The following is a 24,884-nucleotide window of genomic DNA, read 5'->3' as shown; positions in this document are numbered from 1 at the left end:
CGCCATCGAGGACGCCGCGACGCTTTCCCGGCTGATCGCCGAGGGCGGGCGCGATCCGCTCGGCGCCTATGAGGCCGCGCGGCTGATGCGGGTCGGCCGCCTGCCCGAGGCCTCGCGGCGGCAGGCGCGCATCGATCATCTGGGCGGGCTCGCCGCCACGGCGCGCAACCTCGCGCTTGCGGCGGCCCCGACCACCGCGCTGCTTCAGGGCCTCGACTGGCTCTACGGCTGGCGCGACGCCGCCTGAACGGCGGCGTCCGCTTCCCTCACGGGAAGCACTTGATCTCGGCTTCCGCCTGGGCGCGGCGCATGTTGGCGACGATGTCGTCGAACATGCCCGTGGTGCGGAACACCTCGGAGCTCTGGCCGGCGATCTTGTTCATGCGCAGGATGGTCTCGGCCTGCTCGTACTCGTCGTGCGGCAGGATCTCGGCGATGGTGTCGATCGAGCAGGCGCAGCGCTCCAGCGCCTGCCGGGTCTGCCCGTTCGCGGCCATGCAGCCGATGATGTAGTCGGTCTTCTCCACGGTGGAGTAGTCGCTTCCCACGCCCGCGACGGCCGGCGCGACGCCGACGAGAACGGAAGCTGCGAGGATCAGGGCGCGCGCGCTCACTTGCCGGCCTCCGCGTTCGTGACGCCGGTGAAGACGAGGCTCTCCGTCAGCAGCGGCGCCTGCGCGCCGTCGCGGGGGGTGACCGCCTTCAGGCTGTGGAGCCCGCCCGGCACGGCGTCCGAGAAGGTCAGTTCGTAAAAGCGGTCCGCGAAGCCCTTGAGCTGATCGCGCCGGGCGTCATGGGCGAACGGCTTCAGCGTCAGCTTCCAGCCGTCCACCGTCTTGCCGTCCACGTCGAGACGCGCCGGCTCCACCTGCCCGCCGCCGCTGATGGCGTCGCGGATGCGGTTGCGGATGTAATAAGGGCTGCCGCCGAGCACCTTCTGCATCTCGCGCACGTCCTGCTCCAGCAGGACGACGATCACCGGGTTGCCGTCCACGGAGAGCGACCCGAAGCTCTGGGCGCGCGCGCCGGAGAACAGATCGACCTTGGCCGTCTTCGCGCCGCCGTCCTCGGCCGTCACCACCACCCGCACGTCGTCCTGGAACGACGGCGCCAGCGCCGTGTCCGACGTGTCGCGCGCGAAGCGGTAGGAGATCGTGGCGCCCGGGGCGAGCGACTTGAGATCGCCGCCTTCGAACACGAGCTGCACCCCGGTCGGGGCGGCGCCTGCGGCGCTTGCGCCCAGCAGCCCGAGCGTGACGGCGCCGGCCGCGGCCAGCCGGCGAACGAAACTGATCATGACAACGCCTTCCTCACATCGGGCTTCTTCGGACGCGTCGCGCGTCCGCCCGCGGCTGCGGGCGGCCCTTTATGAAACCATTATGCAAAACTCGCCCGCCGCCGCCAAGCCGCCGGCGACGCGCAGGAGCTCGCCTCAGGCCTGATGGGGCGGCTGGTACATGAAGCCGCGCCCGCGCACGGTGACGATGAGGCGCCCGCCGTCGGTGAGGGCCTGCCCGAGCTTGTGGCGCAGATAGCCGATGTAGACGTCGACCACGTTCAGCGAGGCGCCGCCATGGCCGGCCCAGAGCGCGGCGAAGATGTCGGAGCGGGCGAGCGGCTCGCCGGCGTGGCGCATCAGCAGCGCGAGAAGGTCCACCTCGCGCTCGGTCAGCCGCGCGCAGCCCTCCGCCGTCTCGACGATGCGGGTTTCGAGGTCGAGGTCGAGCGGGCCGATCACCAGATGCCGCTGGTCGGCGCCGTCGTTCTCGCGGCGCATCGCCTGCACCTTCACGCGCGCCAGCAGCTCCTCGAAATCGAACGGCTTGACCAGATAGTCGTCGGCGCCGGCCATCAGGCCTTCGGTGCGCTCGGCGACGCTGGAGCGGGCGGACAGCATGATGATCGGCGCGCTCTGGCCCGCGGCCCGCAGCGCCTTGCACACCTCGATGCCCGAGCGGCCCGGCAGCATCACGTCCAGGATGATGGCGCAGAACGGCTTGCCGGACGCCACCGCGAGCGCGGATTCGCCGTCGCCCACCAGCTCCACGTCGTAGCTTTCCGCAGAGAAGCCCCGCCGCAGAACGGAGCCGATGTCGGCGTCGTCTTCCACGATGAGGATGGTCATGCTCGAACTCCCGATCATTCGTCTCAGGCCGCCAGATTGAGGGCGGGAAGCGTGATGGTCACCGTGGTGCCGGAGGCCCGCCCCGGCGCCGCGGTGCGGCTGTCGATGGCGATCGCGCCGCCGTGGCGCTCCACCACCCAGCGGGCGAGCGCGAGGCCGATGCCGAAGCCGGATCCCTCCCGCTCGGCGGCCGCGCCCCCGCGATAGAACCGCTCGAACACATGCGGAAGATCGCTTTCGGCGATGCCCGCCCCGTCGTCCGAGACGTTGAGTGTGACGACGCCCGCCGCCTCCGACGCCGTCAGCCGCACCAGGCCGCCATAGGCGGAGTGCCGCAGGGCGTTGGCGGCGAGGCCCTCGATCACCTGCCGCAGCCAGTCGGCGTCGGCCTCCACATAGACCTCTCCCACGCCGGGCTCGACCGCGAAGGTGACGCCGCGCTGGCGGGCCGCCGGCTCCACCGCCTCGCGGGCGTCGGAGACCAGCTCCGTCACCAGCACGGGCTCGAGCTCAAGCTCCAGCTGGCCGCTTTCCGAGCGGGCGACGCGCAGCAGGTCCTCGACCCGGCGATGCAGCCGCCGGGCGCGGGCGCGGATGGTGGTGAGCGCGGCCGTCAGATCCTCCGCGCCGCTCCGGGCGCGCAGCGTGACGTCGGCCTCGCCGAGAATGACGGTCAGGGGGGTGCGCAGCTCGTGGCTGACGTCGGTGAAGAAGCGCCGCCGCGCGCGGTCGATGCCCGACAGGCGCTCGTTGGCGGCGCGCAGCTCAACGGTGCGCTCGTCCACCATCTCCTGCAGCCGGGCCTGATCCGCCATCAGCTTCGCCTCGCGCCGCGCGAGCTGGGAGGCCATGCGGTTGAACCGCATCATGGCGAGGCTCAGCTCGTCATGGCCGTGGACCGGCAGGCGGGTGTCGGTGCGGCCGCGGGCGATCTCGCGGGCCGCGCGGGCCACCTGCGAGATGCGCGACACCAGCGGCCAGGCGAGCGTGCGGTAGAGCACGAAGGCCGCGATCAGCGAAAGCGAGACGGCGCCGATCGCGCCCGGCGCGAGCCGCGCGCGCAGCTGCGCCATAGCCTCCTGCGCCTCGCTGGCCTTCACCCGCTCCTCTTCGATCGCCGCGCTCAGCGCGGGGCCGAAGCCGGCGGCGAAGGTGTCCATGGCGCCGCGCAGGCGCTCCACATTGCCGGGCTGGCCCTCGCGGGCCTCCCGAATCGATTCCAGAGCCTGCCGGTCGAGGAACTCGAACCGGCCGCGCATCTGCGCCACCACACGGCTGCGGCTTGAGATCAGCGCCGCCTGCTGGGCGTCGCCGCTGCGCGCCACCGCGCGGGCGATCTCCTCGTCGAGGCGCACGAAGGTCTCCTGCACCCGCTTGCGCGGCAGCGACAGGCGGTCCGGCTGGCCCTTGGCCTCGGTGGTCTGCATGGCGATCAGCGCGTAGTCGCCGACCCGGCCGGAGGCGGCGGACAGCAGCTCCAGCCGCCGCTGGGCCGAGGCCAGCTCCTCCACGTAGTCGTCGGCGATGGCGAAGGTCCACGCGACGGCGAGGCCCGCGGCGGCGATGGCGAGCACCACCGTCGCGAGCAGAAGCGCCATGCGCACCCGGAGCGAACGCAGCGCGGCCGGACCCGAGGCGCGGGGAGCCGGTCGGCCCGCACGCTCCGCCGGACGCGCGTTCTGCGCGCCGGTTCGAGGTCCGCTGTCCACGCCCATGTCCGCCCGCGCGCTCACCTCTTGGCGCCGAGCGCCTTCCGCGCGTCCTGCACGGCGTCGAGGCACTCGTCGTATTCCGCCTCGCCCTTCTCGCGCTCGGCCACGCGCAGCGCGGTCTTGAGCTTTGCGGCCACGTCCGCGGGCGGGCTCTTGGCCTGCTCCGCCCGGATCAGGGCGATGCCCTCGTCGCATTTCGCCGCGTCCTCGGACGGGGCCGCCACGGCGCCCGCCGCCCAGAGCCCCGCGACCAGCGCGCCGCAGCCCAGCTTCACGATCATCATGCGTGTCATCCTCCGAACAACCGGCGCGTCTTGCGCGCGCGCGGTCCTAGAACTCCGTTACGGCTTGACCTTGAACGTGCCGGACATGCCGCGCTCTTCGAGCCCCTCGATCCACCACTTGAAGTTGCCGGGGCGGATGACGACGAACTCGATCCGGATCGCGCCCTCGTCATCCCATTCCAGATGATGGGGCGCGCCGGGACCGTGAATCTCGAGATGGTTGATCACGATCTGGTTGATCCAGATGTGGCGGAACAGTTCCGGCGAGAAGAACTTGTATTCCTTGCCGCCGTTCGAGACGATGTCGAGCTGGTAGGACTTGCCCGACTCCAGTTCGTAGTCCTTCTGGCTGACCGCGTAATCGTTGCCGTTCTTGTCGCCGAGCACGAGGTCCGGCAGCGTGGTCCGGTTCTTGGCGAGATCCGTCGCGCCGGCGGGCGCGGCCGCGAGGGCGAGGCCCGCCAGAGCCAGAACAGCCAGTCGCTTGAGCATGGTCGTCTCCACAATCGACGTCCGTGGTCGGACGCTTCCGGTTTGCGGCCGAAGTCCGTGGAAACGGCTCCGGCTCTTGATGTTGTGCTGAAGTCGTCGCGGGGTCGCGGTCGCCTGCGGCGAACGCCCCCACCTCCCGTTCGATGCGTGAAGACCGTCGCGCGCCGGCGACCGCTCCAACACGGGCGGCCCGACGGACGACTTGCACTCAACGAAAGACGGACATGATGAAACCCGCGCTCGACTTGCCGCGCGAGGTTAAAGACGCGGCCAAGCCGCGTCTACGTTTTAAGATATTATTCTTTTCTTATAATTTACGTCACCGGGCCGGCGATCCGAGCGCCGCGGCGCGCGCCTCACGGCCGCAGGTCCAGCGCGAGATCTGCCATTCCGGGTTTTCCTGCGACCATTCCACGATGGCCGGCACGGCGGCGGCCATGCACATGCGCGGATCGGTCGCCTCCACCGTCATGGCGATGCGCTCCTGATGGCAGGTTTCGGGCGACGCGGCGAGGCACACAAGCAGAACAAGATCCATGACACGGCTCCTGGCGCTAACGGCGGTCTGGACCGGCCTTGGACATCGCAAGCCGGAACGGACGGACCCCAACATTCAGAGTACGCTTATTATTTTGCGTCGCAACATTTTCATGTGGCGTCGCACCCATGCGGCTGGGGCCGAAGAGGGGTAAAATAGCGCCCTCTGCGGCATTTCGAGCCGCCCGGAAGAAGCGCTTGCCCGTTCGTGGGACGCTGACTAGGGTGCGCGCCGCATGTCCTTGCATGTCGCTATCCGGCCAACCGGTTCGGCACCCAACCGAACGCAGATGCAACGATAGCCTGGGGCATCGGTCGGCGGTCGCCACGTTCTGCGCGGCGGTCACCGGCGACACCATGGATTTAACCTGGGAGGATGCTTATGGCGAAGATCACCAAGACCCTGATCGGCGAGTCGCTGGTCGGCGACGGCAACGAAGTCGCTCACATCGACCTCATCATCGGCCCGCGCGGCTCGACCGCTGAGTCCGCTTTCGTGAACGCGCTCACCAACAACAAGGACGGCTTCACCTCGCTGCTCGCGGTCGTGACCCCGAACCTGCTGGCGAAGCCGAACACGATCCTGTTCAACAAGGTCACCATCAAGGACGCCCGTCAGGCCGTCCAGATGTTTGGCCCGGCCCAGTACGGCGTCGCCAAGGCGGTCGTGGACTCGGTCGCCGAAGGCGTGATCCCCGAGGACGAAGCCGACGACCTGTTCATCTCGGTCGGCGTGTTCATCCACTGGGAAGCGGCCGACGACGCCAAGATCCAGCAGTACAACTACGAAGCCACCAAGGAAGCCCTCAAGCGCGCCGTCACCGGCGAGCCGAAGGCCAAGGACGTCGTGGCTCAGGCCGCGACCGCGAAGCACCCCTTCGCCGCGAACTAGAGCGGAAACCACCCTGGACAGAACCCGCCTGCTGCTAAGCCGCAAGGCCTGTTCCAGCGGTTGGTCGCTCTGCTGACTGGTAAGTAATGGCAGACGGAGACGGCTCGAAGCGCAAGCTTCGGGCCGTTTCCTTTTTCCGAGGCGCCGGTGTCCAGTCGACGCCCCGGCCCTTCCGCGCGTATCGCGGACTTCGAAGCTCCCGCCGGGATCGGCCAGCGCTCGTCGCTTACGGAGCGACGGAGAGCCCCGCCCGCTTCCGCTCCGCCAGCAGCCCGAGATAGACCTGCGCCAGCGTCGCGCCGGCGAGCGCGGTGACGCCCGCGTGGTCGTAGGGCGGCGACACCTCCACGATGTCGAAGCCCTTCAGGTCGAGCGCGCCGAGCCGCCGGAGGCAGGAGATCGCGAAGGCGCTGGAGACGCCCCCGCAGACCGGCGTGCCGGTGCCCGGCGCGAAGGCCGGGTCGAGGCAGTCGATGTCGAACGAGACATAGACCGGCGTGTCCTCCACATGGCCGAGGATGCGGCTCGCGGTGGCGAGCGCCCCGAGCTCCTGCGCCGCCAGCCCGTCGAGGATGGCGAGGCCGTAATCCTGCGGCGCGTGGGTGCGGATGCCGATCTGGATCGAGCGTTCGGGCAGAATCAGGCCGTCGCGCACCGCGCGGGTGATCATGGTGCCGTGGTCGATGCGGCGGCCGTCGTCGTCCCAGGTGTCCTGATGGGCGTCGAACTGCACCAGCGCCACGGGTCGGCCGAGGCGCGCCACCAGCGCCTTCAGCACCGGATAGGTCAGGTAGTGGTCGCCGCCGAGCGTCACGAGATGCGCGCCCGTGGCGTAGCGCTCGGCCGCCTGATGCTCGATCGCGGCCGGCATCTCCTCCACCCGCCCGTAGTCGAGCGAGCAGTCGCCCGTGTCGGCCACGGCGAGGTCCTCGAAGATGTCGAAGCCGAACGGATAGGCCGGATCGCCCACATTGATGGTGGAGGCCTCGCGGATGGCGCGCGGGCCGAAGCGCGTGCCCGGCCGGTTCGAGACCGAGGTGTCGAGCGGCACGCCCCACACCGCCACATCCGCCCCCTGGGCGCTGCGCGCGTAAGGACGCCGCAGGAACGAGACCGCGCCGGCGTAGTTCGCCTCGATCGATTCGCCGAAGCGGCGGGTGGAATCGAGCGCGTCGTCGACGGGGCGCGGGCGAAGCGGGTCTGACGGCATGGCGGCTCTTGGCGGCTGGAGACGGGGCGGGTGCGCCAGCCTATCAGCCCGGACGCGGGGCGGAAGCCGCCCGCGCACATGGCCGGACGGGAAGCTTCTCGCGCCGCGCGCAAAAAAGCCTCTTGGCAGAATCGTTCGGGGCCTGTTATACGCGCGGCCTCCGGGGCGAAACGCCCACGGTCCTCGGTAGCTCAGCGGTAGAGCCCTCGACTGTTAATCGAGTTGTCGCAGGTTCGAATCCTGCCCGGGGAGCCAATTCGGCTCATGACCGCGAACGCGTCAGCGTCCGCCGTCGGCCCTCACAGCGTTCTCCCGGCACCTCATCGAGGCGCGGGAGGACGCTGAAGGCCCCTCCCGACACCCATCACGCTCCGCTTCGACATCGCCGCGCCCGCTCGCGCATGTCCGCGCCACAGATGCTTGCGGGCCGGGGCTAGGCCCCGCCCGCATCGCGCTCGATCCATCCGCTCAGCAGCGGCCGTAGACGTCCGCCATCTCCTTGCCCGGATGGCGGCGCGAGAACTCCTTCAGCAGCGTCTTGAACGCGAGGCGGCACTCCATGCCGGCCATGGGGTCGGCGGAGCGGATCACCGACAGCGAGCTCAGGCAGAGCTTCTCCTTGAGATCGTCTTCCGACAGCGCCGCGGGATCGAGCGCGCCGGACTGGCCGACCACCGACTTGCAGACGGACACGCTGCGCTGGCCGGTCTCCTCGGCCGCCGCCATGTGGGGCGCGGCCAGCATGAGCAGGGCGGTCGTCAAGATCAGGCGGGGCGTCATCGGCGGTCCTTGGGCTTCGGTCTTGTTGGCGCCGCGGCGTCGCGGGCGGGCGCCATCCCGTCCTGCTCCGCCCGACCCGTCAAGCCGACTTGCGGCGAAGCCCGCGCGGCCGCGGCGATTTTCGCTCCGCCCGCCGGGGGCGCCCCCTCGGCGGACGCGCGCTCCGCGCCATGTGTTGCGCTCGCTGAGGCGTCCGCCGGAGGTTCCGTTTCCCTTATGCCGTCTTCCCCTGAAGCTCCCGTCCTGCTCTGGTTCCGTGAGGATCTGCGGCTCGGGGACAATCCGGCGCTCGCCGCGGCGCTGGAGACCGGCCGGCCCGTCACCGCGCTCTACCTGTTCGACGACGCCAGCCCGGACCTGCGGCCGCTCGGCGCAGCGTCGAAATGGTGGCTGTCCTACTCCCTAAAGGCGCTCGCGGAGGACTGCGCGGCGCTCGGCCTGCCCTTCGCCCTGCGCCGGGGCGGAGCCGCGACCGCAATCCCCAAGGCCGCCAAGGACGCCGGCGCGGCGCAGTTGATCTGGAACCGGCGCTACGAGGCGGCGGAGGCCAAGCTCGACGACGAGGTTCAGGCGCGGCTCGAGCGCGCGGGCGTGGAGGTCGCGACCTTCAACGGCCGCCTGCTGCACGAGCCGTGGGAGGTCACGTCCAAGGCCGGAACGCCGCTGAAGGTGTTCTCGCCGTTCTGGCGCGCCTGTCAGGCCAAGGGCGAGCCGCCGCCGCCCCTGCCCCGCCCGACCAAGCGCGCCGTCGCCGCCGGCCCCGCGCTCGACGGGCTCGCGATCGACGATCTGGCGATGGAGCCGTCGACGCCCGACTGGGCAGGCGGCCTGCGCGACGCCTGGACGCCCGGCGAGGCCGGCGCGCGCGAGGCGGTGGCCGAGTTCATCGACGAGGGCCTGCGCGGCTACGCCCGCGACCGGGACCGGCCGGACCGGCCGTCCACTTCGCGCATGTCGCCGCATCTCCGCTTCGGCGAGGTCAGCCCCCGGCAGCTGTGGCACGCGGTGGAGGCGGCGAAGGCCGAAGGCGCGGCGCCGGGCCAGGACGTGGAGAAGTTCCGTTCCGAGCTTGGCTGGCGGGAGTTCTCCTATCACCTGCTGCATCAGCATCCGGACTTCGCCACCCGCAACGTGCAGCCGCGCTTCGACGCCTTTCCGTGGGCGAAGCCGGACCCGGAGCAGATGCGCGCCTGGCATAAGGGCCTCACCGGCTACCCGATCGTGGACGCGGGCATGCGCCAGCTCTGGACCACCGGCTGGATGCACAACCGGGTGCGGATGATCTGCGCCTCGTTCCTGATCAAGGACCTGCTGGTGGACTGGCGCGAGGGCGAGGCGTGGTTCTGGGACACGCTGGTGGACGCCGACCCCGCCAACAACGCCGCAAGCTGGCAATGGGTGGCGGGCTGCGGGGCGGACGCCGCGCCGTATTTCCGGGTGTTCAACCCGATTCTTCAGGGCGAAAAGTTCGATCCGGACGGCGTTTACGTCAAAACCTTCGTGCCCGAACTGAAGGATGTTCCCACCCGCTACGTGCACAAGCCGTGGGAGGCGACGGAGATCGAGCTTCGCGCAGCCGGCGTGACGCTCGGGCAGGACTATCCGCACCCGATCATCGACCACGCCCGAGCGCGGGACCGCGCGCTCGCCGCCTTCGACCGCCTGCCGCCGAGGGAGGCCTGAGAGCCTGTTTGGAAATGGCCGCGGCGGGCGATTTAAGCTCCCGTCATGCCCGGCGCAGCCGGGTGTCCATGACTTTTCGACGAGCATATCTTGGTCGTTCAAGTCGTGGATGCCCGATGACCAAGCTCGGGCATGACGTCAAACACGAATTTCCAAACAGTCTCTGCGCGTCAGCCGTTCGCGCGAGCGCGCCGCAATTTTGACGCGGCGCGGCGCGAAGGGAGCGCGCACGGCCGTCGTGTAAACGCCGACGAACGACCGCCCCTGTCGCCCGGACGCGACTGTCAGGCGCTCGTCTCTGTGGCAGAACAGACGGCGTAACGCGTCCCAGGCGAGACCGGCATTTGCGACACCGATCCGTTTCCCCGAAACTCGCGGTGGCGCTCGCGGGCGCGCTCGCTCTGGCGGGCTGCGCCGCCGACTGGCGCCGCCCCGCGCTCGGGATCGACACGCCCGGCGGCTGGAAGGACGGCGGATCGACCAAAGCCGTCTGGCCGGCCGTCGACTGGTGGCGGGGGTTCGGCTCGCCCGAGCTCGCCACGCTGATCGAGGCGGCGGAGCGCGAGAATCAGGACATCGGCGCCGCCAAGGCCCGCATCGAGCAGGCCGACGCGCAGGTGCGCGTGAACGGCGCGGCCCTCATCCCCCTGCTCACCGGCTCAGGCGACACGCAGCTTCAGCGCTCGGCCGGCAGCGGCCGGGTCGTCGGCGGGTTCCAGACCGCGCTTGCGGCGAGCTACGAACTGGATTTCTGGGGCAAGAACCGGGCGACGCTCCATTCCGCGCAAGCCTCCGCCGTCTCCGCCCGCTTCGCGGAGGAGGTGGTGGCGCTCGGCGTCGTCACCAGCGTCGCGAACACCTATTTCGCCCTGCTCGCCTCGCAGGAGCAGCTCTCCATCGCCCGCGGCAACGTGGCGAGCGCCCAGAAGGTGCTGGACGCCATTCAGGCCCGCCTCGACGTGGGCACCGCCAACGCGCTCGACCGCGCCCAGCAGCGCAGCGTGCTGGACCAGCAGAAGGCCACCATCCCGCAGATCGAGCAGGAGATCCGCACCAACGAGACGGCGCTCGCGCTCCTGCTCGGCCGTCCGCCGGTGCGGCTCGACGTCAAGGGCGGTCGGCTCGCGAACCTGCGCACGCCGCGGGTCGCGCCGGGCGTGCCGGCGGAGGTGCTGACGCGCCGTCCGGACGTGCGGCAGGCGGAGGCCGATCTCGCCGCCGCCGACTACGACGTCACCGCCGCCCGCGCCGCCTTCTTTCCGACCATCGACCTCACCGCGCAGGGCGGCTTCGAGAACGTGGCGCTGCGCACGCTGTTCGGCTCCCAGTCCGGCTTCTATTCGCTGGGCGCTGGACTGACCCAGCCGCTGCTGAACGCCGCGCTGCCGGGCCAGCTCGACCTCGCCAAGGGTCAGCACCGCGAGGCGCTGATGACCTACCGCAAGGCCGCCGTGCAGTCCTTCGTGGACGTGGAGAACGCGCTGGTCGCGACCCGAAAGACCGCCGAGCAGGAGCGGCTGCAGGGCGCCGCCGTGCGCAGCGCCCGCGAGGCCTACGACATCGCGCAGGCGCAGCTGCGCGAGGGCGCGGTGGACGTGACCACGGTGCTCGCCACGCAGCAGACGCTGTTCAGCGCGCAGGACAATCTGGTCAACGTGCGGCTTTCCCGCTTCCAGGCGGTGGTCTCGCTGTTCGAGGCGCTGGGCGGAGGCTGGGCCGCCTCGGGCCGGCCGGCCGGCGGCGACAGGCTGGTGCTCGCGCCCGCGCCGACGCCGCCCGCGGGGGCGGCGCGATGAAACGCGTCCTCCTCCTCATCCTCACAGCCGCCCTCGGCGTCGCGACCTACATCTACTGGCCGACGCTGACCGCATGGCTCGGCGGGACCGGCGAACAGCAGCAGCAGGTGCGCGGCGGCGGCCGTCGCGGCGGCTTCGGCGACCAGCCGATCCCCGTGATCGCGGAGCCGGCGAAGAGGCAGGACGTGCCGGTGACGCTGGACGGCGTCGGCTCGTTCCAGTCGCCCAACGCCGCGACCGTGCGGGCGCAGGTGGAAGGCGTGCTGCTGGAGGTGACCTATCGCGAGGGTCAGGACGTGAAGGCCGGCGACGTGCTGGCCCGCATCGACCCCGCCACCTATCAGGCCCAGTACGATCAGGCGGTGGCGCAGACCGCGCAGGTGGACGCCCAGCTCGCCAACGCCCGGCGCGACTATGAGCGCTACGCCCGGCTCGCCAAGAACGACTATGGCTCGCAGCAGCAGGCCGAGACCGCCAAGGCGCAGGTCGCCCAGTACGAGGCGCAGCTGCGCTACCAGCAGGCGCTCGCCGCGCAGGCCAAGACCACGCTCGACCGCACGGTGGTGCGCGCGCCGATCTCGGGCCGGGCCGGCGTGCGGCTGGTCGATCCCGGCAACTACGTCTCCGCCGGCGACACCACCGGCATCGTCTCCATCGCCCAGCTTCAGCCGATCTCGGCCACCTTCACCCTGCCCCAGCAGAACATCGCCGCGGTGACCCAGGCGCTGGCGCGCGGCGGCGCCCCCGCGATCGCGCTCGCCCCCGACGGCGCCACCCCGCTGGACGAGGGCGCGCTGGAGGTGATCGACAACCAGGTCGACCAGACCACCGGCACGGTGAAGCTCAAGGCGACCTTCCCCAACGCCGCGCTGACGCTGTGGCCGGGACAGTTCACCACGGTGCGGCTCACCGTCGACACGCTGAAGGGCGCCGTCACCGTGCCGGGCCCGGCCGTGCAGCAGGGGCCGGACGGGCCGTTCCTGTTCGTGATCGATCCGGACCGCACGGCGCGCCAGCGGCCGGTTGAGATCGCGCGGCAGACCGCCGAACTCGCCGTCATCGCCAAGGGGGTGGAGGCGGGCGAGCCGGTGGTCGTCACCGGCTTCACCCGGCTGCGCGACGGCTCCAAGGTGGCGACCGGCGCGTCCGGCGCCGGCGGCGAGGACCAGGACGCCGCGGAGACGCCCTGATGAGCGTCTCGGCCCCCTTCATCGCCCGGCCGGTCGCGACCACGCTGCTCGCGATCGCCGTGCTGCTGGCGGGCCTGCTCGGCTATTCCCGCCTGCCGGTGTCGTCGCTGCCGCAGGTGGACTTCCCCACCATTCAGGTCTCGACCCGCCTGCCGGGGGCCAATCCCCAAACCATGTCGTCGCTGGTGACGGCGCCGCTGGAGCGCCAGCTCGGGCAGATTCCGTCGCTGGAATCCATGACCTCCACCAGCTCGTTCGGGCGTAGCCAGATCACGCTCCGGTTCGATCTGGACCGGGACATCGACGGCGCCGCGCAGGACGTGCAGGCCGCCATCAACGCCGCGAACTCCACGCTGCCGCGCAACCTGCCCTACCCGCCGGTGTTCTCGAAGGTGAACCCGGCCAACACGCCGGTGCTCTCGATCGCGCTCACCTCCGACACGCTGCCCATGCGGCAGGTGTCGGACCTCGCGGACACGCTGGTGGCGCAGCGGCTGGCGGAGGTGGCGGGCGTCGGCCGGGTGGCGATCGGCGGCGGCGTGAAGCCCGCGATCCGCATCCAGGCCGACATCGCCCGCCTCGCCTCCTACGGCCTGACGCTGGAGACGCTGCGCTCCGCCGTCACCGCCGCCAACACCTCCGGGCCAAAGGGCTCCGTCAACGGCCCGGCGCAGGCCTTCACCATCTCGGCCAACGACCAGATCGAGCGGGTCGAAGTCTACCGCGACCTGATCGTCGCCATGCGCGAGGGCGCGCCGGTGCGGCTGCGCGATGTGGCCGAGGTGACGGACGGACTCGAGGACACCAACGTGGCGGCGAGCTTCAACGGCCGCCCCGCCATCGTGGTGGAGGTGTTGCGGCAGCCGGGCGCCAACACCGTCGAGACCGTGGAGCAGCTGCGCCGGGCGCTGCCGGCGCTCCAGCGCGCCATGCCGGCCGGCGTCGACCTCCATGTGGTGGACGACCGCACCGACACCATCCGCGCCTCGATCCACGAGGTGGAGATCACGCTGGCGCTCTCGGTCGGGCTGATCGTGCTGGTGGTGCTGCTGTTCCTGCGCACGCTGCGCGCCACGCTGATCGCGGGCGTAGCGCTGCCGCTGTCGCTGATCGCGAGCTTCGCGGTGATGTGGGCCATGGGCTTCTCGCTCGACAACCTGTCGCTGATGGCGCTGGTGGTGGGCGCGGGCTTCGTGGTCGACGACGCCATCGTCATGATCGAGAACGTGGCCCGCCACATCGAGGAGGGCGCCTCGCCGCTGAAAGCCGCCTATGACGGCGCGCGGGAGATCGGCTTCACCATCGTCTCGCTCACCGCCTCGCTGGTGGCGGTGTTCATCCCGCTGCTGTTCATGGGCGGGCTGATCGGCCGGCTGTTCCGGGAGTTCGCGGCCACCCTCACCATCGCGGTGGTGGTGTCCATGGTGATCTCGCTGACGCTGACGCCCATGATGTGCGCCCGGCTGCTGAAGGCGCCGCGGGCGGACGCGAAGCCCTCCGCGCTGTCCCGCGCCGCGGAGCGCGCCACCGACGGGCTGGTGGCGGGCTATCGGCGCAGCCTGCTGGTGGTGCTGCGCCACAAGGGGCTGACGCTCGGCCTCACCCTCGCCACCCTCGCCGCCACCGGCTGGCTCTATCTGATCGCGCCGAAGGGCTTCATGCCCGAGCAGGACGTGGGGCTCATCACCGCCACGGTCGAGGCCGCGCAGGACGTGTCGTTCGAGGAGCTGAAGCGCCTCGACGCCAAGGTGACGGCCGTGGCGCAGGCGGACCCGGACGTGCGCGCGGTGGTCTCGGTGCTCGGCGTCGGGGAGCAGACCCCGACCCCGAACGCCGGCCGGCTCTCGATCGTGCTCAAACCCCATGACGAGCGCGACGCCGACGCCGACGCCGTGATCGCGCGGCTGCGGCGGGCGGTGGACGGCGTTCCCGGCGTCTCGGTCGCCTTCCAGGCGGCGCAGGAGCTTCAGATCAGCGCCCGCGCCTCCCGCGGCCGCTATCAGTACACGCTGACCGACTCCAACGCCGCGGAGCTCGCCCGCGAGGCGGCGCGGCTGGTCGCGCGGCTTCAGGCCGCCCCCGTGCTGCGCAACGTGGGCTCGGACGCGCGCCCCGGCGGCCTTCAGGCGCGGGTGGCCATCGACCGGCTGGAGGCGGGACGGCTCGGCGTGACCGCCCAGTCGGTGGCCGACGCGCTGAACGACGCCTTCGGCCAGCGGCAGATCTCCACCATCTACGGCCAGTCCAACCAGTACCGCGTCATCCTCGAGGCCGCGCCCGCGCAGCAGAAGGACCCGGCCGCGATCGGCCGGCTCTATGTCTCCTCGAGCGACGGCGTCGCGGTGCCCTTGGCCTCCGTCGCGCGCGTCACGCTGGAGCCGGCCGACCTGATCGTCTCCAATCAGGAGCAGTTCCCGGCGGTCACCCTGTCCTTCGATCTGGCGGAGGGCGCTTCGCTCAGCGACGCGGTGGCCGCGATCGCAGCGGCGGAGGCGGAGATCGGCCTGTCGTCCTCCATCGTCGGCGCCTTTTCGGGCGACGCGGCGGAGTTCGCCCAGTCGCTCGCCGGCCAGCCGTGGCTGGTGCTCGCGGCGGTGATCGCGATCTACATCGTGCTCGGCGTGCTCTACGAGAGCTTCATCCACCCGCTGACCATCCTCTCCACCCTGCCCTCGGCCGGCGTCGGCGCGCTGATCGCGCTGGAGCTGTTCGGACTGGAGCTGTCGATCGTGGCGCTGATCGGCGTCATCCTGCTGATGGGCATCGTGAAGAAGAACGCGATCATGATGATCGACTTCGCGCTGGAGGCGGAGCGCGTCCGGGGGCTCTCGCCGGAGGAGTCGATCGTGGAGGCGGCGGCGCTGCGCTTCCGGCCGATCATGATGACGACGCTGGCCGCCCTGCTCGGCGCCCTGCCGCTGGCGCTCGCCACCGGCCCCGGCGCGGAGCTGCGGGTTCCGCTCGGCGTCACCATCATCGGCGGCCTGCTGCTCAGCCAGCTGCTGACGCTCTACACCACGCCGGTGGTCTATCTCGCTATGGAGCGCCTGCGCCTCATGGCGACCGGCGCGCGCGCCCGCCCGGCCCCGGAGCCCGCGGAATGAGCGCGGCCGGGACGGGCGAAGGCCACGGGCCGTCCGCGCCCCCTCGACCGGCCCTGCGGGCCGACCTCTCCCCGCCGGGAAGAGGTGAAGATCCCCGCCGTGCTGTCCTTGGGTCTCTTGCGGACTCCCGCGGGGCGGCCCGATGACGTCGTTCTCCTCGCCCTTCATCCTGCGGCCCGTGGGGACCACGCTGCTCGCGATCGCGCTGCTGCTGGTGGGCTTCGCGGCCTATCTGCGCCTGCCGGTGGCGAGCCTGCCGAACGTGGAGTTCCCGGTCATCTTCGTCAGCGCCAGCCGTCCCGGCGCGGACCCCGCCTCCATGGCCGCCACCGTCGCCGCCCCGCTGGAACGCTCGCTCGGCGCGATCGCGGGGGTGAGCGAACTGACGTCGGTGTCGTCGCTCGGCTCGACCCGCATCGCGGTGCAGTTCGATCTCGACCGCAACATCGACGACGCCGCGCGCGACGTGCAGGCGGCGCTGAACGCGGCCGCCTCCGATCTGCCGTCGGACGTGCCGAACCTGCCCACCTTCCGCAAGATCAATCCCTCCGCCGCGCCGGTGATGTCGCTGGCGCTGACCTCCGACACGCTGCCTGCGACCCGCATCTACGACGCGGCGGACACGGTGCTGGTGCAGCGCCTGAGCCAGGTGGCGGGCGTGGGCGAGGTCAACGTGGCGGGCGCCGAGCAGCCGGCGGTGCGGGTGCGGCTCGATCCTGCGCGGCTCGCCGCCATGGGCCTGTCGCTGGACGGGGTGCGCGCCGCCATCTCCGACGCCAACGTGCTGCAGCCGGTCGGCGCGCTGGAGGGCGACCGGCGCTCGGTCGCCATCGCCTTCAACGGCGAGCTCGGCGGCGATCCGGCGGCCTATCGCGACATCGTGCTGCGCGCCCAGAACGGCGCGACCGTGCGGCTGGGGGACGTGGCCGAGATCGCGGAAGGCGCCCGCAACGCGCTCTCCGCCGCGTGGTTCAACGGCAAGCCGGCCGTGCTGGTGAACGTGACCAAGCAGCCGGACGCCAACGTCATCAAGACCGTGGACGGCGTGAAGGCCGTGCTGCCCGATCTGTCGCGCTGGATGCCCGCGGGCGTGGACGTCACCGTGCTCGCGGACCGCACCGCCACCATCCGCGCCAGCGTCGCCGACATGCAGCTCACGCTGCTGCTGTCGATCGCGCTGGTGATGCTGGTGGTGTTCGTGTTCCTGAAGCGCCCGGCCGCCACCTTCGCCGCCGGCGTCACCGTGCCGCTGGCGCTGGCGGGCGCCTTCGCCGGCATGTGGGTGTTCGGCTTCTCCATCGACAACCTGTCGCTGATGGCGCTCGCGGTCGCGGTCGGCTTCGTGGTCGACGACGCCATCGTCATGATCGAGAACGCCGCCCGCAACATGGAGAAGGGCCATCCGCCGCTTCAGGCGGCGCTAATCGGCGCGAAGGAGATCGCCTTCACGGTGATCTCGATCTCGCTGTCGCTGATCGCGGCCTTCGCGCCGCTGCTGTTCCTGCACGGGCTCGCGGGGCGGCTGTTCTACGAGTTCTCCATGACGCTGATCTTCGCGATCGCCGTCTCCACGCTGGTGTCGCTCACCGTCACGCCGATGATCTGCGCGAGGCTGCTGAAGCCGGAAAAGGCGACCGCGACGCCGGGCCTCATGGCGCGGATCGCCTCGGCCTACGGCCGCTCCCTCGCCGTCGCCATGAAGGCGCCCTGGGCCATGGCGCTGCTCGTGGTCGCCGCCGTCGGCTGGTCGGCCCATCTCTACACGGTCACGCCCAAGGGCTTCTTCCCGCAGGACGACGTCGGCATGCTGCAGGCCATGACGCAGGCCTCGCCGGACATCTCGTTCGAGGCGCTGTCGGCGCTGCAGATGCGCGCCGCCGACCTCATCGCCGCCGATCCGGCGGTGGAGTCGGTCGCGCCCTCGGTCGGCGGCGGCCGGGGCTCGGCCAACACCGGGCGCATCCAGATCACCCTGAAGCCCCTGTCGGAGCGCCCGCCGGCGGCGGAGGTGATCGAGCGCCTGCGCCGGCCGCTCGCCCAGATCCCCGGTCTTCGGGTGTTCCTGACAGCGCAGCAGGAGATCCGCGCCGGCGCCCGCGAGGGACGCTCCCAGTACCAGTTCACGCTCTGGAGCGCGGATCTCGCGCTGCTGCAGGAGACCGCGCCGCGCGTCACCCAGCGCCTGCAGGCGATCCCGGGCCTGCGCGACGTCGCCACCGACCGCGAGGCCAACGGCGTGGAGCTGGTGGTGGAGATCGACCGCGACGCCGCCTCGCGCATCGGCGTCAGCATGAGCGCCATCGACGCGGCGCTGAACACCGCGTTCTCCCAGCGGCAGATTTCCGTGATCTACGGCCGGCGCAACCAGTACCGGGTGGTGATCGAGGCCGCTCCGGACGCCGCCCGCGACGCCGCCGACGTGATGAAGATCTACGTGCCCGCCACCGGCGGCGCGCAGGTTCCCCTGTCGGCGGTGGCGACCCTGACGCGGCGGACGGCGCCGCTCGCGGTGAACCATCAGGGCCAGTACCCGTCGATCACCATCACCTATGACGTGGCGCCCGGAACGCCGCCCGGCGAGGCGAGCGCGGCGGTCGCGCAGGCGGTGGCGGAGATGCGCCTGCCGGACGGGATCAACGCCCAGTTCGCGGGCGACGCCGCGGAGCTCGCCTCCTCCGGCTCAAGCCAGACGGTGGTGATCCTGACCGCGCTGCTCGCCATCTACATCGTGCTGGGGGTGCTCTACGAGAGCTACGTCCACCCGATCACCATCCTGTCCACCCTGCCGCCGGCGGGGCTCGGCGCGCTGCTGGCGCTTCAGGCGACCGGGGGCGACCTGAACGTGATCGCGCTGATCGGCGTGATCCTGCTGATCGGGCTGGTGAAGAAGAACGGCATCATGCTGGTGGATTTCGCGCTCGACGCCGAGCGCCACAGGGGGCTGTCGCCCCGCGACGCCATCGTGGAGGCGGCGACGGCGCGCTTCCGCCCGATCCTGATGACGACCTTCGCCGCGCTGCTCGGCGCGCTGCCGCTGGCCTTCGGCGAGGGACCGGGCTCGGAGCTGCGCCGGCCGCTCGGCATCACCATCGTCGGCGGGCTGATCGTGAGCCAGGCGCTCACGCTCTACACGACGCCCGCCATCTATCTGCTGCTGGACCGGCTGCGGCGGCGACGGGCGACGCCCGAACCTCGCGCCGTTCCGGCGGAGTGATCCCGGACCGGCGAGGCGCCGCTCCGGGATCGGTCATGTCGAGGTCGCTGCCTCAGTAGCCGTAGCGGCGCTCGTCGCGCCATTCGCGACGGTCGCGCGCGTCACGGCGACGGTCGCGCTGCTCCTCGCGCCACTCGCGGCGCGCCTCACGACGATCCTCGCGCACGCGCTCGCGGCGCTCCGCCTGACGCCATTCGGCATGCTGGCGACGACGATCCCACTCGCGCCGGTCGCGGCGATCGCTGTCGATGATGACGGTCGACGACCGCTCGTACCCGCCATAGCCGTAGCCGGGGCCGCCGCGCGTCTCGGTGCAGCCCGCAAGAGCGGCGGCGCCGAGCGCGACGGCGATCAGGGACATGAACTTCATAAACTGGCCTCCAAAACCGCCCGACCGGCCCATATCGGGCGCAGGCCGTGCTTGGAAAGCCGGTTTTGGACTTTTTTCCGACGTGTTCCCGCCGTCAGCCGCGTGACAGCCCCTGCCGCGCCAGAGCGGCCTCGTAGGCCGCGAACAGCTCCGCGCCCTTGTCCCCGAACTGGCGTAGCGCCGGCCATGTGTAGATGCCCGTGTCGTGCCCGTCGCTGAACACCAGCCGCACGGCGTAGGAGCCGACCTGCTGGACGTCGCGGATGGTCACGTCGCGCTTGCCGGGCACCGTGGTCTTCTGCTCCGGGGAATGGCCCTGAACTTCCGCGCTTGGGCTCTCGACCCGCAGCAGTTCGGCGGACAGCTCGTGCCGGGCCCCGTCCGCCCAGCCCACGGCCAGACGCCGGCCGTCCTTCGACAGCGTGATCTCCACCGGCCAGCCCGCATCTTCCGTCATCATCTTACCTCGTCTGGCACGCCAGCCCTTTACGATCGGCTTCGCAACTCCTAGCTTCTGTCGGCGCGCAGAACCAGCGCCCGCGGCCACAGAACAACAACCTCGCCGCCTGAGGACACGCCCGCCCGATGCTCGCTTCGCATGCCTCGACGACCGCGCCTCTCGTGGACCCGTTCCAGCGGGCCATCAGCTATCTGCGCGTCTCGGTGACCGACCGCTGCGATTTCCGCTGCGTCTACTGCATGTCCGAGCACATGACCTTCCTGCCGAAGCGGGACCTGCTGAGCCTCGAGGAGCTGGACCGGCTGTGCTCCGCCTTCGTGCGGCTCGGCGTGCGCCGTCTGCGGCTCACCGGCGGCGAGCCGCTGGTGCGGCGGGACGTGATGACGCTGATCCGCTCGCTCGGCCGCCATCTCGAAACCGGCGCGCTTGACGAGCTGACGCTGACCACCAACGGCAGCCAGCTCGCCCGCTACGCCGGCGATCTGGCGGCGGCGGGCGTGCGCCGCGTCAACGTCTCGATCGACACGCTCGACCCGGACAAATTCAAGGCCGTGACGCGCTGGGGCGATCTCGCGCAGGTGAAGGCCGGCGTCGACGCGGCGCTCGCGGCGGGGCTCGACGTGAAGATCAACGCGGTGGCGCTGCGCGGCTTGAACGAGGACGAGATCCCGGCCATGATCGACTGGGCGCACGCCCGGGGCATGGACCTGTCGCTGATCGAGACCATGCCGCTCGGCGACATCGAGGGCGACCGCACCGACCAGTATCTGCCGCTCAGCCTCGTGCGCGCCCGGCTGGCGCAGCGCTGGACGCTGAACGACATCCCCTACCGCACCGGCGGCCCGGCCCGCTACGTGTCGGTGGCGGAGACCGGCGGCCGGATCGGCTTCATCACGCCGATGACCCACAACTTCTGCGAAAGCTGCAACCGCGTGCGCGTGACCTGCACCGGCACGCTCTACATGTGCCTCGGCCAGGACGACGCCGCGGACCTGCGCGCCCCTCTGCGCGAAAGCGACAGCGACGCCCGGCTCGAAGACGCGATCCGCGACGCCATCGCCCGCAAGCCCAAGGGCCACGACTTCGTCATCGACCGCCGCAACGCCAAGCCCGCCGTCGCGCGCCACATGTCGACCACCGGCGGCTGACCGCCGGGCGACGGGCTCCCAAGCTCCATCACATGAGGCAGGAACGGCCGGACGAGACGCGTCGCCCGCCCGGCGTTCCGTTCGTCAGCGCACCAGCGCCATGCGGCCGGTGGAGGGCGGAGCTTCGTCGTCCCTCTCCAGCGCCTCGAGGAAGGTCTCGCGCCACCATGTGACGTCGTAGTCCCGGATGCGCTCGAACATGGCGGACCAGCGCTCGCGCCGCTCCTCCACCGACATGTCGAGCGCGCGGGCGAGCGCGCCTGCGGTGCCGTCCACGTCGTAGGGGTTGGTCATCAGCGCGCCATCGAGCTCCGCCGCCGCGCCCGCGAAGCGCGACAGCAGCAGCGCACCGGGGTTCTCCGGGTCCTGCGCCGCCACATACTCCTTGGCGACGAGGTTCATACCGTCGCGCAGCGGCGTCACCACACCGACCGCGGCTTGACGGTACAGGCCCGCCAGCGCGTTGCGGCCGACGGTGCGGTTCACGTAGCGCAGCGGCGTCCAGTCGAGCTCCGAATAGGCGCCGTTCACCCGGCCCGCCAGCTCCGCCACCTCCCGCTCCATGGCGGCATATTCCGGGACCTCCTCGCGGGATTTGGGCGTGATCTGGAGATAGACGCAGCGGCCGCGCCATTCCGGGTCCAGCAGCAAGAAGGTCTCGTAGGCCTGGATGCGCTGGGCGATGCCCTTGGAGTAGTCCAGCCGGTCGACGCCGATGATCAGCTTGCGGTCGCCCAGACTGTCGCGCACCCGACGCACCAGCGCGTTGCGGTTGGAGGCGGCCGCGACCGCGGCGAAGGCGTCGGTTTCGATGCCGACGGGGAACGCCTCCACCGTCACCGCCCGGCCATGGGCGACGAAGCGACCATCCGGCAACCGCCGCCCCACCCGCTCCCGGCGGACATAGGTCTCGAAGTTCTCCACGTCGGACGGGGTCTGGAAGCCAACCACGTCATAGGCCGCGAGCGACCGCACCACGTCGGCGTGGTTCGGCAGCGCCGTCAGCACGTCCGGCGGCGGGAACGGGATGTGCAGGAAGAAGCCCATCCGGTTGCGGAAGCCCATGGCGCGCAGCTCCGCCGCCATGGGGATGAGGTGGTAGTCATGGACCCAGATGACGTCGTCCGGCTTCAGCATCGGCGCGAGCCGCTGCGCGAACAGCCGGTTGACGCGGTGGTAGCCCGACAGCGAAATCCGTGTGAACTCCGTCAGCTCCATGCGGTAATGGAACAGCGGCCACAGCATGCGGTTCGAGAAGCCCGCATAATACTCGTCGAGATCCCGTTCGGAGAGGTCGATCACCGCATAGGTGACGCCGTCGGCGGTGGTGATCTTCGGCTCCGAGGGCTCGCTTTCGCCGGGCGGCAGCTTGGCGCCGCTCCAGCCAAACCAGAGCCCGCCGCGGGCCTCCATCGCCCCGGAGAGCGCGACGGCGAGACCGCCCGCCGGGGGCACGCCGGGGGTCGGCACGGGAACGCGGTTCGAGATGACGACAAGACGGCTCACGGCTCGGACCTCGCGGGTTCGACGTCGCCGGACAGCGCGACGGGTCGGATCGAGGGTGGTGCTGGATGTGTCATGACGCCCTCCCGAACGCCGATCGATGGCCGCCGGTTCCGCTTGCGCGCCGGCTCAGAACGCCTCCTCCCAGGGGCGGGACAGCCGCATCGCGGCCTTGACCAGCCCCACCATGGAGTAGGTCTGCGGAAAATTGCCCCAGAGCTCGCCCGTCTCCTCGTGCAGCCCCTCGGACAGGAGCCCGAGCCTCGTGCCGTGGCGCAGCACCTCCTCGAACACCTCGCGGGCCTCGTCCTCGCGGCCGACCGCGGCCAGCGCGTTGATGAGCCAGAAGGTGCAGGCGGTGAAGGCGGTCTCCGGCTCGCCGAAATCGTCGGGCGTGCGGTAGCGGTAAAGGTGGTTGCCGTAGCGCAGCGTGCGCTCCACCTCGGCGAGCGTGCCGAGGAAGCGCGGATCGTCCGGCGCGACCAGCCCGATCTCGGGCAGCAGCAGCAGGCTCGCGTCCACGAAATCGCCGCCGAACGCGCTGACGAAGCTGTTCATCTCCGCGTTCCAGGCGTTGGCGAAGATGCCGTCCGCGATCTCGCCGGCCCGCGCGTTCCAGAACATGGCGCGCTCCGTCAGGCCGAGCCGGACCGCGATGCGGGCGAGCCGGTCGCAGCCGGCCCAGCACATGGCGGCGGAATGGGTGTGCACCGCCTCCCGGGTGCGGAACTCCCAGATGCCGGCGTCCGGCGTGTTCCAGCGCTCCACCGCCTGATGGCCGAGCTTCTCCAGCCGCTCGAACAGCGCGGCGTCGCCGGGCTTCGGCAGGCGCGCGTCGAAGAACGCCTGCGTGGCCGCGAGGATCACCGAGCCGTAGCCGTCGTTCTGCACCTGGGAATAGGCCGCGTTGCCTACGCGCACGGGCCCGAAGCCGCGATAGCCCGCAAGCGCTTGAGCCTCGCTCTCGTCGATGCGGGTTTCGAGCGACAGGCCGAACAGCGGCTGCAGATAGCCGGAGGCCGAGCCCGCCACCAGATTGGTGACATAGGCGAGATAGCCTTCCATGGTCTTGGTCACGCCCAGCCGGTTCAGCGCCTCGACCGTGAAGTAAGCGTCGCGCAGCCAGCACAGCCGGTAGTCCCAGGTGCGCCCGCTGTCGGCGTATTCGGGGATCGAGGTCGTCAGCGCGGCCACGATCGCCCCGGTCTCCTCGTAGGAGCAGAGCTTCAGCGTGATCGCGGCGCGGATCACCACATCCTGCCATTCGAACGGCAGCGACAGGAATCGCACCCAGTCGATCCAGTAGTCCTGCGTGCGCTCGTAGAACTCGCGGGCGACCTGGCCCGGCGCCGCCGGCAGGGTCTCGTCCGGGCCGAGGATGAAGGCGTAGGGCCGGTCGACGAGGAACGGCGTCTCCTGCACGATGAAGGCGACCGGCGCGTCCGTGGTCAGCCGCGTCACCGCGCCGTCCACCAAGTACCGGAGGTGGTTCGAACCGCGGGTGGTGTCCGGCGTCGTCGCGCCGTAATCGAGCGAGGGCCGCAGCCGCACGGCGAGCCGCGGTGAGCCGCAGATGGGCTCCAGCCGCCGCACCACCGACTGGGGCCGGAACATGCGTCCGTGATCCCGGAACCGGGGCGCGAAGTCGATGATCCGTACCGCCGAGCCATCGGCGCCGTAGAGGCGCGTTTCGAGGATGGCGGTGTTGCGGTGATACTCCTGCTCGGCGCGCTCGAACCCATCGAGCCTGAAATCCCAGAAGCCGGCCTCCGGGTCCATCCCGCCGAGCAGGGCGTTGAACACCGGGTCGCCATCGAAGCGCGGCAGACACATCCAGACGATGCGGCCGCGCTCGTCGATCAGGGCGGCGGAGGCGGCGTTGCCGATGACGCCGAGTTCGAGCGACGGTTCGCTCACGCGGCGGCGCCGAGCGCCACGAGCCAGCGGCGCACCGCCTGCGGGCTCTCGAAACCATGCGTGGCGACCGACGGCCGCGCGACCCGGCCCACCAGCGCGGAAGAGCCGCCGAGCGCGTTGGCGGCGGCGAAGGCGAACTCGTCGGTCAGGTCGTCGCCCACCATCAGCGGCGTGCGGCCGGCGAAGGGCCTCTCGTCCATCATGCGGCGCAGCGCGGCCCCCTTGTCGCAGCCGCGGGGGCGCACCTCCACCACCATCTTGCCGGGCTGAAGCTCGTGGGCGGGGGCGAACTGCGCCACCAGATCGCCGATGCGCGCGCGCACTTCGCCCTCGCGCTCGGGCGCCGCCCGGTAATGCACCGCGACGCTGGCGCCCTTGTTTTCCAGCGCAAGGCCCGGACGGGCGTCCACGAAGGCGCCGAGCGCGGCGGTCAGCCGGTCCGGCGGCGCGACGCCGGCGTCCGCCAC

General features: G+C 71.0%; 21 protein-coding genes, 1 tRNA gene and 1 pseudogene. 9 read left to right on the top strand and 14 right to left on the bottom strand.

What is annotated here, in order from left to right:
• Positions 1-247, top strand: a pseudogene (locus tag ACFQ4O_RS05920) (FAD-dependent monooxygenase); the annotation flags it as partial.
• Between the two features lie 19 nt (positions 248-266).
• Here the strand turns inward: ACFQ4O_RS05920 and ACFQ4O_RS05915 are convergent.
• From ACFQ4O_RS05915 to ACFQ4O_RS05885, 7 genes are all read right to left on the bottom strand, one after another.
• The gene (locus ACFQ4O_RS05915; protein WP_378774740.1) at positions 267-614 is read right to left on the bottom strand and encodes a hypothetical protein; all 348 of its coding nucleotides are present in this window, start codon (positions 612-614) and stop codon (positions 267-269) included.
• Positions 611-1,297 (bottom strand): hypothetical protein, encoded by a 687-nt coding sequence (locus ACFQ4O_RS05910; protein ID WP_378774739.1) that lies wholly within the window; start codon positions 1,295-1,297, stop codon positions 611-613. Before ACFQ4O_RS05910 ends, ACFQ4O_RS05915 begins: the two co-directional genes overlap by 4 nt.
• 135 nt (positions 1,298-1,432) lie before the next feature.
• Positions 1,433-2,125, bottom strand: coding sequence for a response regulator transcription factor (locus ACFQ4O_RS05905; RefSeq protein ID WP_378774738.1), 693 nt, complete (start codon positions 2,123-2,125; stop codon positions 1,433-1,435).
• Between the two features lie 23 nt (positions 2,126-2,148).
• Positions 2,149-3,858 carry a sensor histidine kinase gene (locus ACFQ4O_RS05900; protein ID WP_378774737.1) on the bottom strand — a complete coding sequence of 570 codons (1,710 nt, stop codon included), beginning with the start codon at positions 3,856-3,858 and terminating at the stop codon, positions 2,149-2,151.
• Entirely contained in the window at positions 3,855-4,121 is a 267-nt protein-coding gene (locus tag ACFQ4O_RS05895) for a histidine kinase (protein ID WP_378774736.1), read from the bottom strand. The genes ACFQ4O_RS05900 and ACFQ4O_RS05895 overlap by 4 nt, the downstream gene beginning before the upstream one ends.
• Positions 4,122-4,178: 57 nt before the next feature.
• A complete protein-coding gene (locus ACFQ4O_RS05890) occupies positions 4,179-4,613 on the bottom strand; it encodes a hypothetical protein (RefSeq protein ID WP_378774735.1) in 435 nt (144 codons plus the stop codon).
• Between the two features lie 319 nt (positions 4,614-4,932).
• On the bottom strand, positions 4,933-5,151 hold the full coding sequence (locus ACFQ4O_RS05885; RefSeq protein WP_378774734.1) for a hypothetical protein: 219 nt from the start codon (positions 5,149-5,151) through the stop codon (positions 4,933-4,935).
• Positions 5,152-5,532: 381 nt separating this feature from the next.
• On the opposite strand from ACFQ4O_RS05885, the gene fae reads away from it, so the two are divergent.
• Positions 5,533-6,042 carry a formaldehyde-activating enzyme gene (gene fae / locus ACFQ4O_RS05880; protein WP_378774733.1) on the top strand — a complete coding sequence of 170 codons (510 nt, stop codon included), beginning with the start codon at positions 5,533-5,535 and terminating at the stop codon, positions 6,040-6,042.
• A gap of 226 nt (positions 6,043-6,268) precedes the next feature.
• Here fae and speB read toward each other — a convergent pair whose 3' ends face one another.
• The gene (gene speB, locus ACFQ4O_RS05875; RefSeq protein ID WP_378774732.1) at positions 6,269-7,252 is read right to left on the bottom strand and encodes an agmatinase; all 984 of its coding nucleotides are present in this window, start codon (positions 7,250-7,252) and stop codon (positions 6,269-6,271) included.
• Positions 7,253-7,432: 180 nt separating this feature from the next.
• Between speB and ACFQ4O_RS05870 the strand changes: the two genes are divergently transcribed.
• A tRNA-Asn gene (locus ACFQ4O_RS05870) sits at positions 7,433-7,507 on the top strand.
• 213 nt (positions 7,508-7,720) lie between these two features.
• On the opposite strand, the gene ACFQ4O_RS05865 is transcribed toward ACFQ4O_RS05870, so the two are convergent.
• Complete coding sequence (locus ACFQ4O_RS05865) at positions 7,721-8,032, bottom strand: hypothetical protein (RefSeq protein ID WP_378774731.1); 312 nt, start codon at positions 8,030-8,032, stop codon at positions 7,721-7,723.
• A gap of 216 nt (positions 8,033-8,248) precedes the next feature.
• On the opposite strand from ACFQ4O_RS05865, the gene ACFQ4O_RS05860 reads away from it, so the two are divergent.
• From ACFQ4O_RS05860 to ACFQ4O_RS05840, 5 genes are all read left to right on the top strand, one after another.
• Positions 8,249-9,715: a cryptochrome/photolyase family protein gene (locus ACFQ4O_RS05860; protein WP_378774730.1), complete on the top strand. Its 1,467-nt coding sequence runs from the start codon at positions 8,249-8,251 to the stop codon at positions 9,713-9,715.
• Positions 9,716-10,092: 377 nt separating this feature from the next.
• The gene (locus ACFQ4O_RS05855) at positions 10,093-11,511 is read left to right on the top strand and encodes an efflux transporter outer membrane subunit (protein WP_378774729.1); all 1,419 of its coding nucleotides are present in this window, start codon (positions 10,093-10,095) and stop codon (positions 11,509-11,511) included.
• Positions 11,508-12,701 (top strand): efflux RND transporter periplasmic adaptor subunit, encoded by a 1,194-nt coding sequence (locus tag ACFQ4O_RS05850; RefSeq protein ID WP_378774728.1) that lies wholly within the window; start codon positions 11,508-11,510, stop codon positions 12,699-12,701. The genes ACFQ4O_RS05855 and ACFQ4O_RS05850 overlap by 4 nt, the downstream gene beginning before the upstream one ends.
• Complete coding sequence (locus ACFQ4O_RS05845; protein WP_378774727.1) at positions 12,701-15,805, top strand: efflux RND transporter permease subunit; 3,105 nt, start codon at positions 12,701-12,703, stop codon at positions 15,803-15,805. Before ACFQ4O_RS05850 ends, ACFQ4O_RS05845 begins: the two co-directional genes overlap by 1 nt.
• Before the next feature lie 142 nt (positions 15,806-15,947).
• Entirely contained in the window at positions 15,948-19,019 is a 3,072-nt protein-coding gene (locus tag ACFQ4O_RS05840) for an efflux RND transporter permease subunit (protein ID WP_378774726.1), read from the top strand.
• A gap of 52 nt (positions 19,020-19,071) precedes the next feature.
• Here ACFQ4O_RS05840 and ACFQ4O_RS05835 read toward each other — a convergent pair whose 3' ends face one another.
• Positions 19,072-19,389: a hypothetical protein gene (locus ACFQ4O_RS05835; protein ID WP_378774725.1), complete on the bottom strand. Its 318-nt coding sequence runs from the start codon at positions 19,387-19,389 to the stop codon at positions 19,072-19,074.
• A 94-nt stretch (positions 19,390-19,483) separates the two neighbouring features.
• Entirely contained in the window at positions 19,484-19,846 is a 363-nt protein-coding gene (locus ACFQ4O_RS05830; protein ID WP_378774741.1) for a gamma-butyrobetaine hydroxylase-like domain-containing protein, read from the bottom strand.
• Positions 19,847-19,974: 128 nt separating this feature from the next.
• Here ACFQ4O_RS05830 and moaA point away from each other — a divergent pair, with 128 nt between their 5' ends.
• The gene (gene moaA, locus ACFQ4O_RS05825) at positions 19,975-20,997 is read left to right on the top strand and encodes a GTP 3',8-cyclase MoaA (protein WP_378774724.1); all 1,023 of its coding nucleotides are present in this window, start codon (positions 19,975-19,977) and stop codon (positions 20,995-20,997) included.
• 84 nt (positions 20,998-21,081) lie between these two features.
• Here moaA and otsA read toward each other — a convergent pair whose 3' ends face one another.
• The 3 genes from otsA to otsB all read right to left on the bottom strand — a co-directional run.
• Positions 21,082-22,503 carry an alpha,alpha-trehalose-phosphate synthase (UDP-forming) gene (gene otsA / locus ACFQ4O_RS05820; RefSeq protein ID WP_378774723.1) on the bottom strand — a complete coding sequence of 474 codons (1,422 nt, stop codon included), beginning with the start codon at positions 22,501-22,503 and terminating at the stop codon, positions 21,082-21,084.
• Positions 22,504-22,629: 126 nt separating this feature from the next.
• Positions 22,630-24,417 (bottom strand): glycoside hydrolase family 15 protein, encoded by a 1,788-nt coding sequence (locus ACFQ4O_RS05815; RefSeq protein WP_378774722.1) that lies wholly within the window; start codon positions 24,415-24,417, stop codon positions 22,630-22,632.
• On the bottom strand, positions 24,414-24,884 hold a 471-nt coding region (gene otsB, locus ACFQ4O_RS05810; RefSeq protein ID WP_378774721.1), incomplete at its 5' end, for a trehalose-phosphatase. The genes otsB and ACFQ4O_RS05815, both read right to left, overlap by 4 nt.

It is taken from the genome of Methylopila musalis (genome assembly GCF_042679725.1).
Classification (GTDB): Bacteria; Pseudomonadota; Alphaproteobacteria; order Rhizobiales; family Methylopilaceae; genus Methylopila; species Methylopila musalis.
The sequence above is the reverse complement of the archived record's forward strand: the minus strand, read 5'-3'. Positions and strand labels throughout refer to the sequence as shown.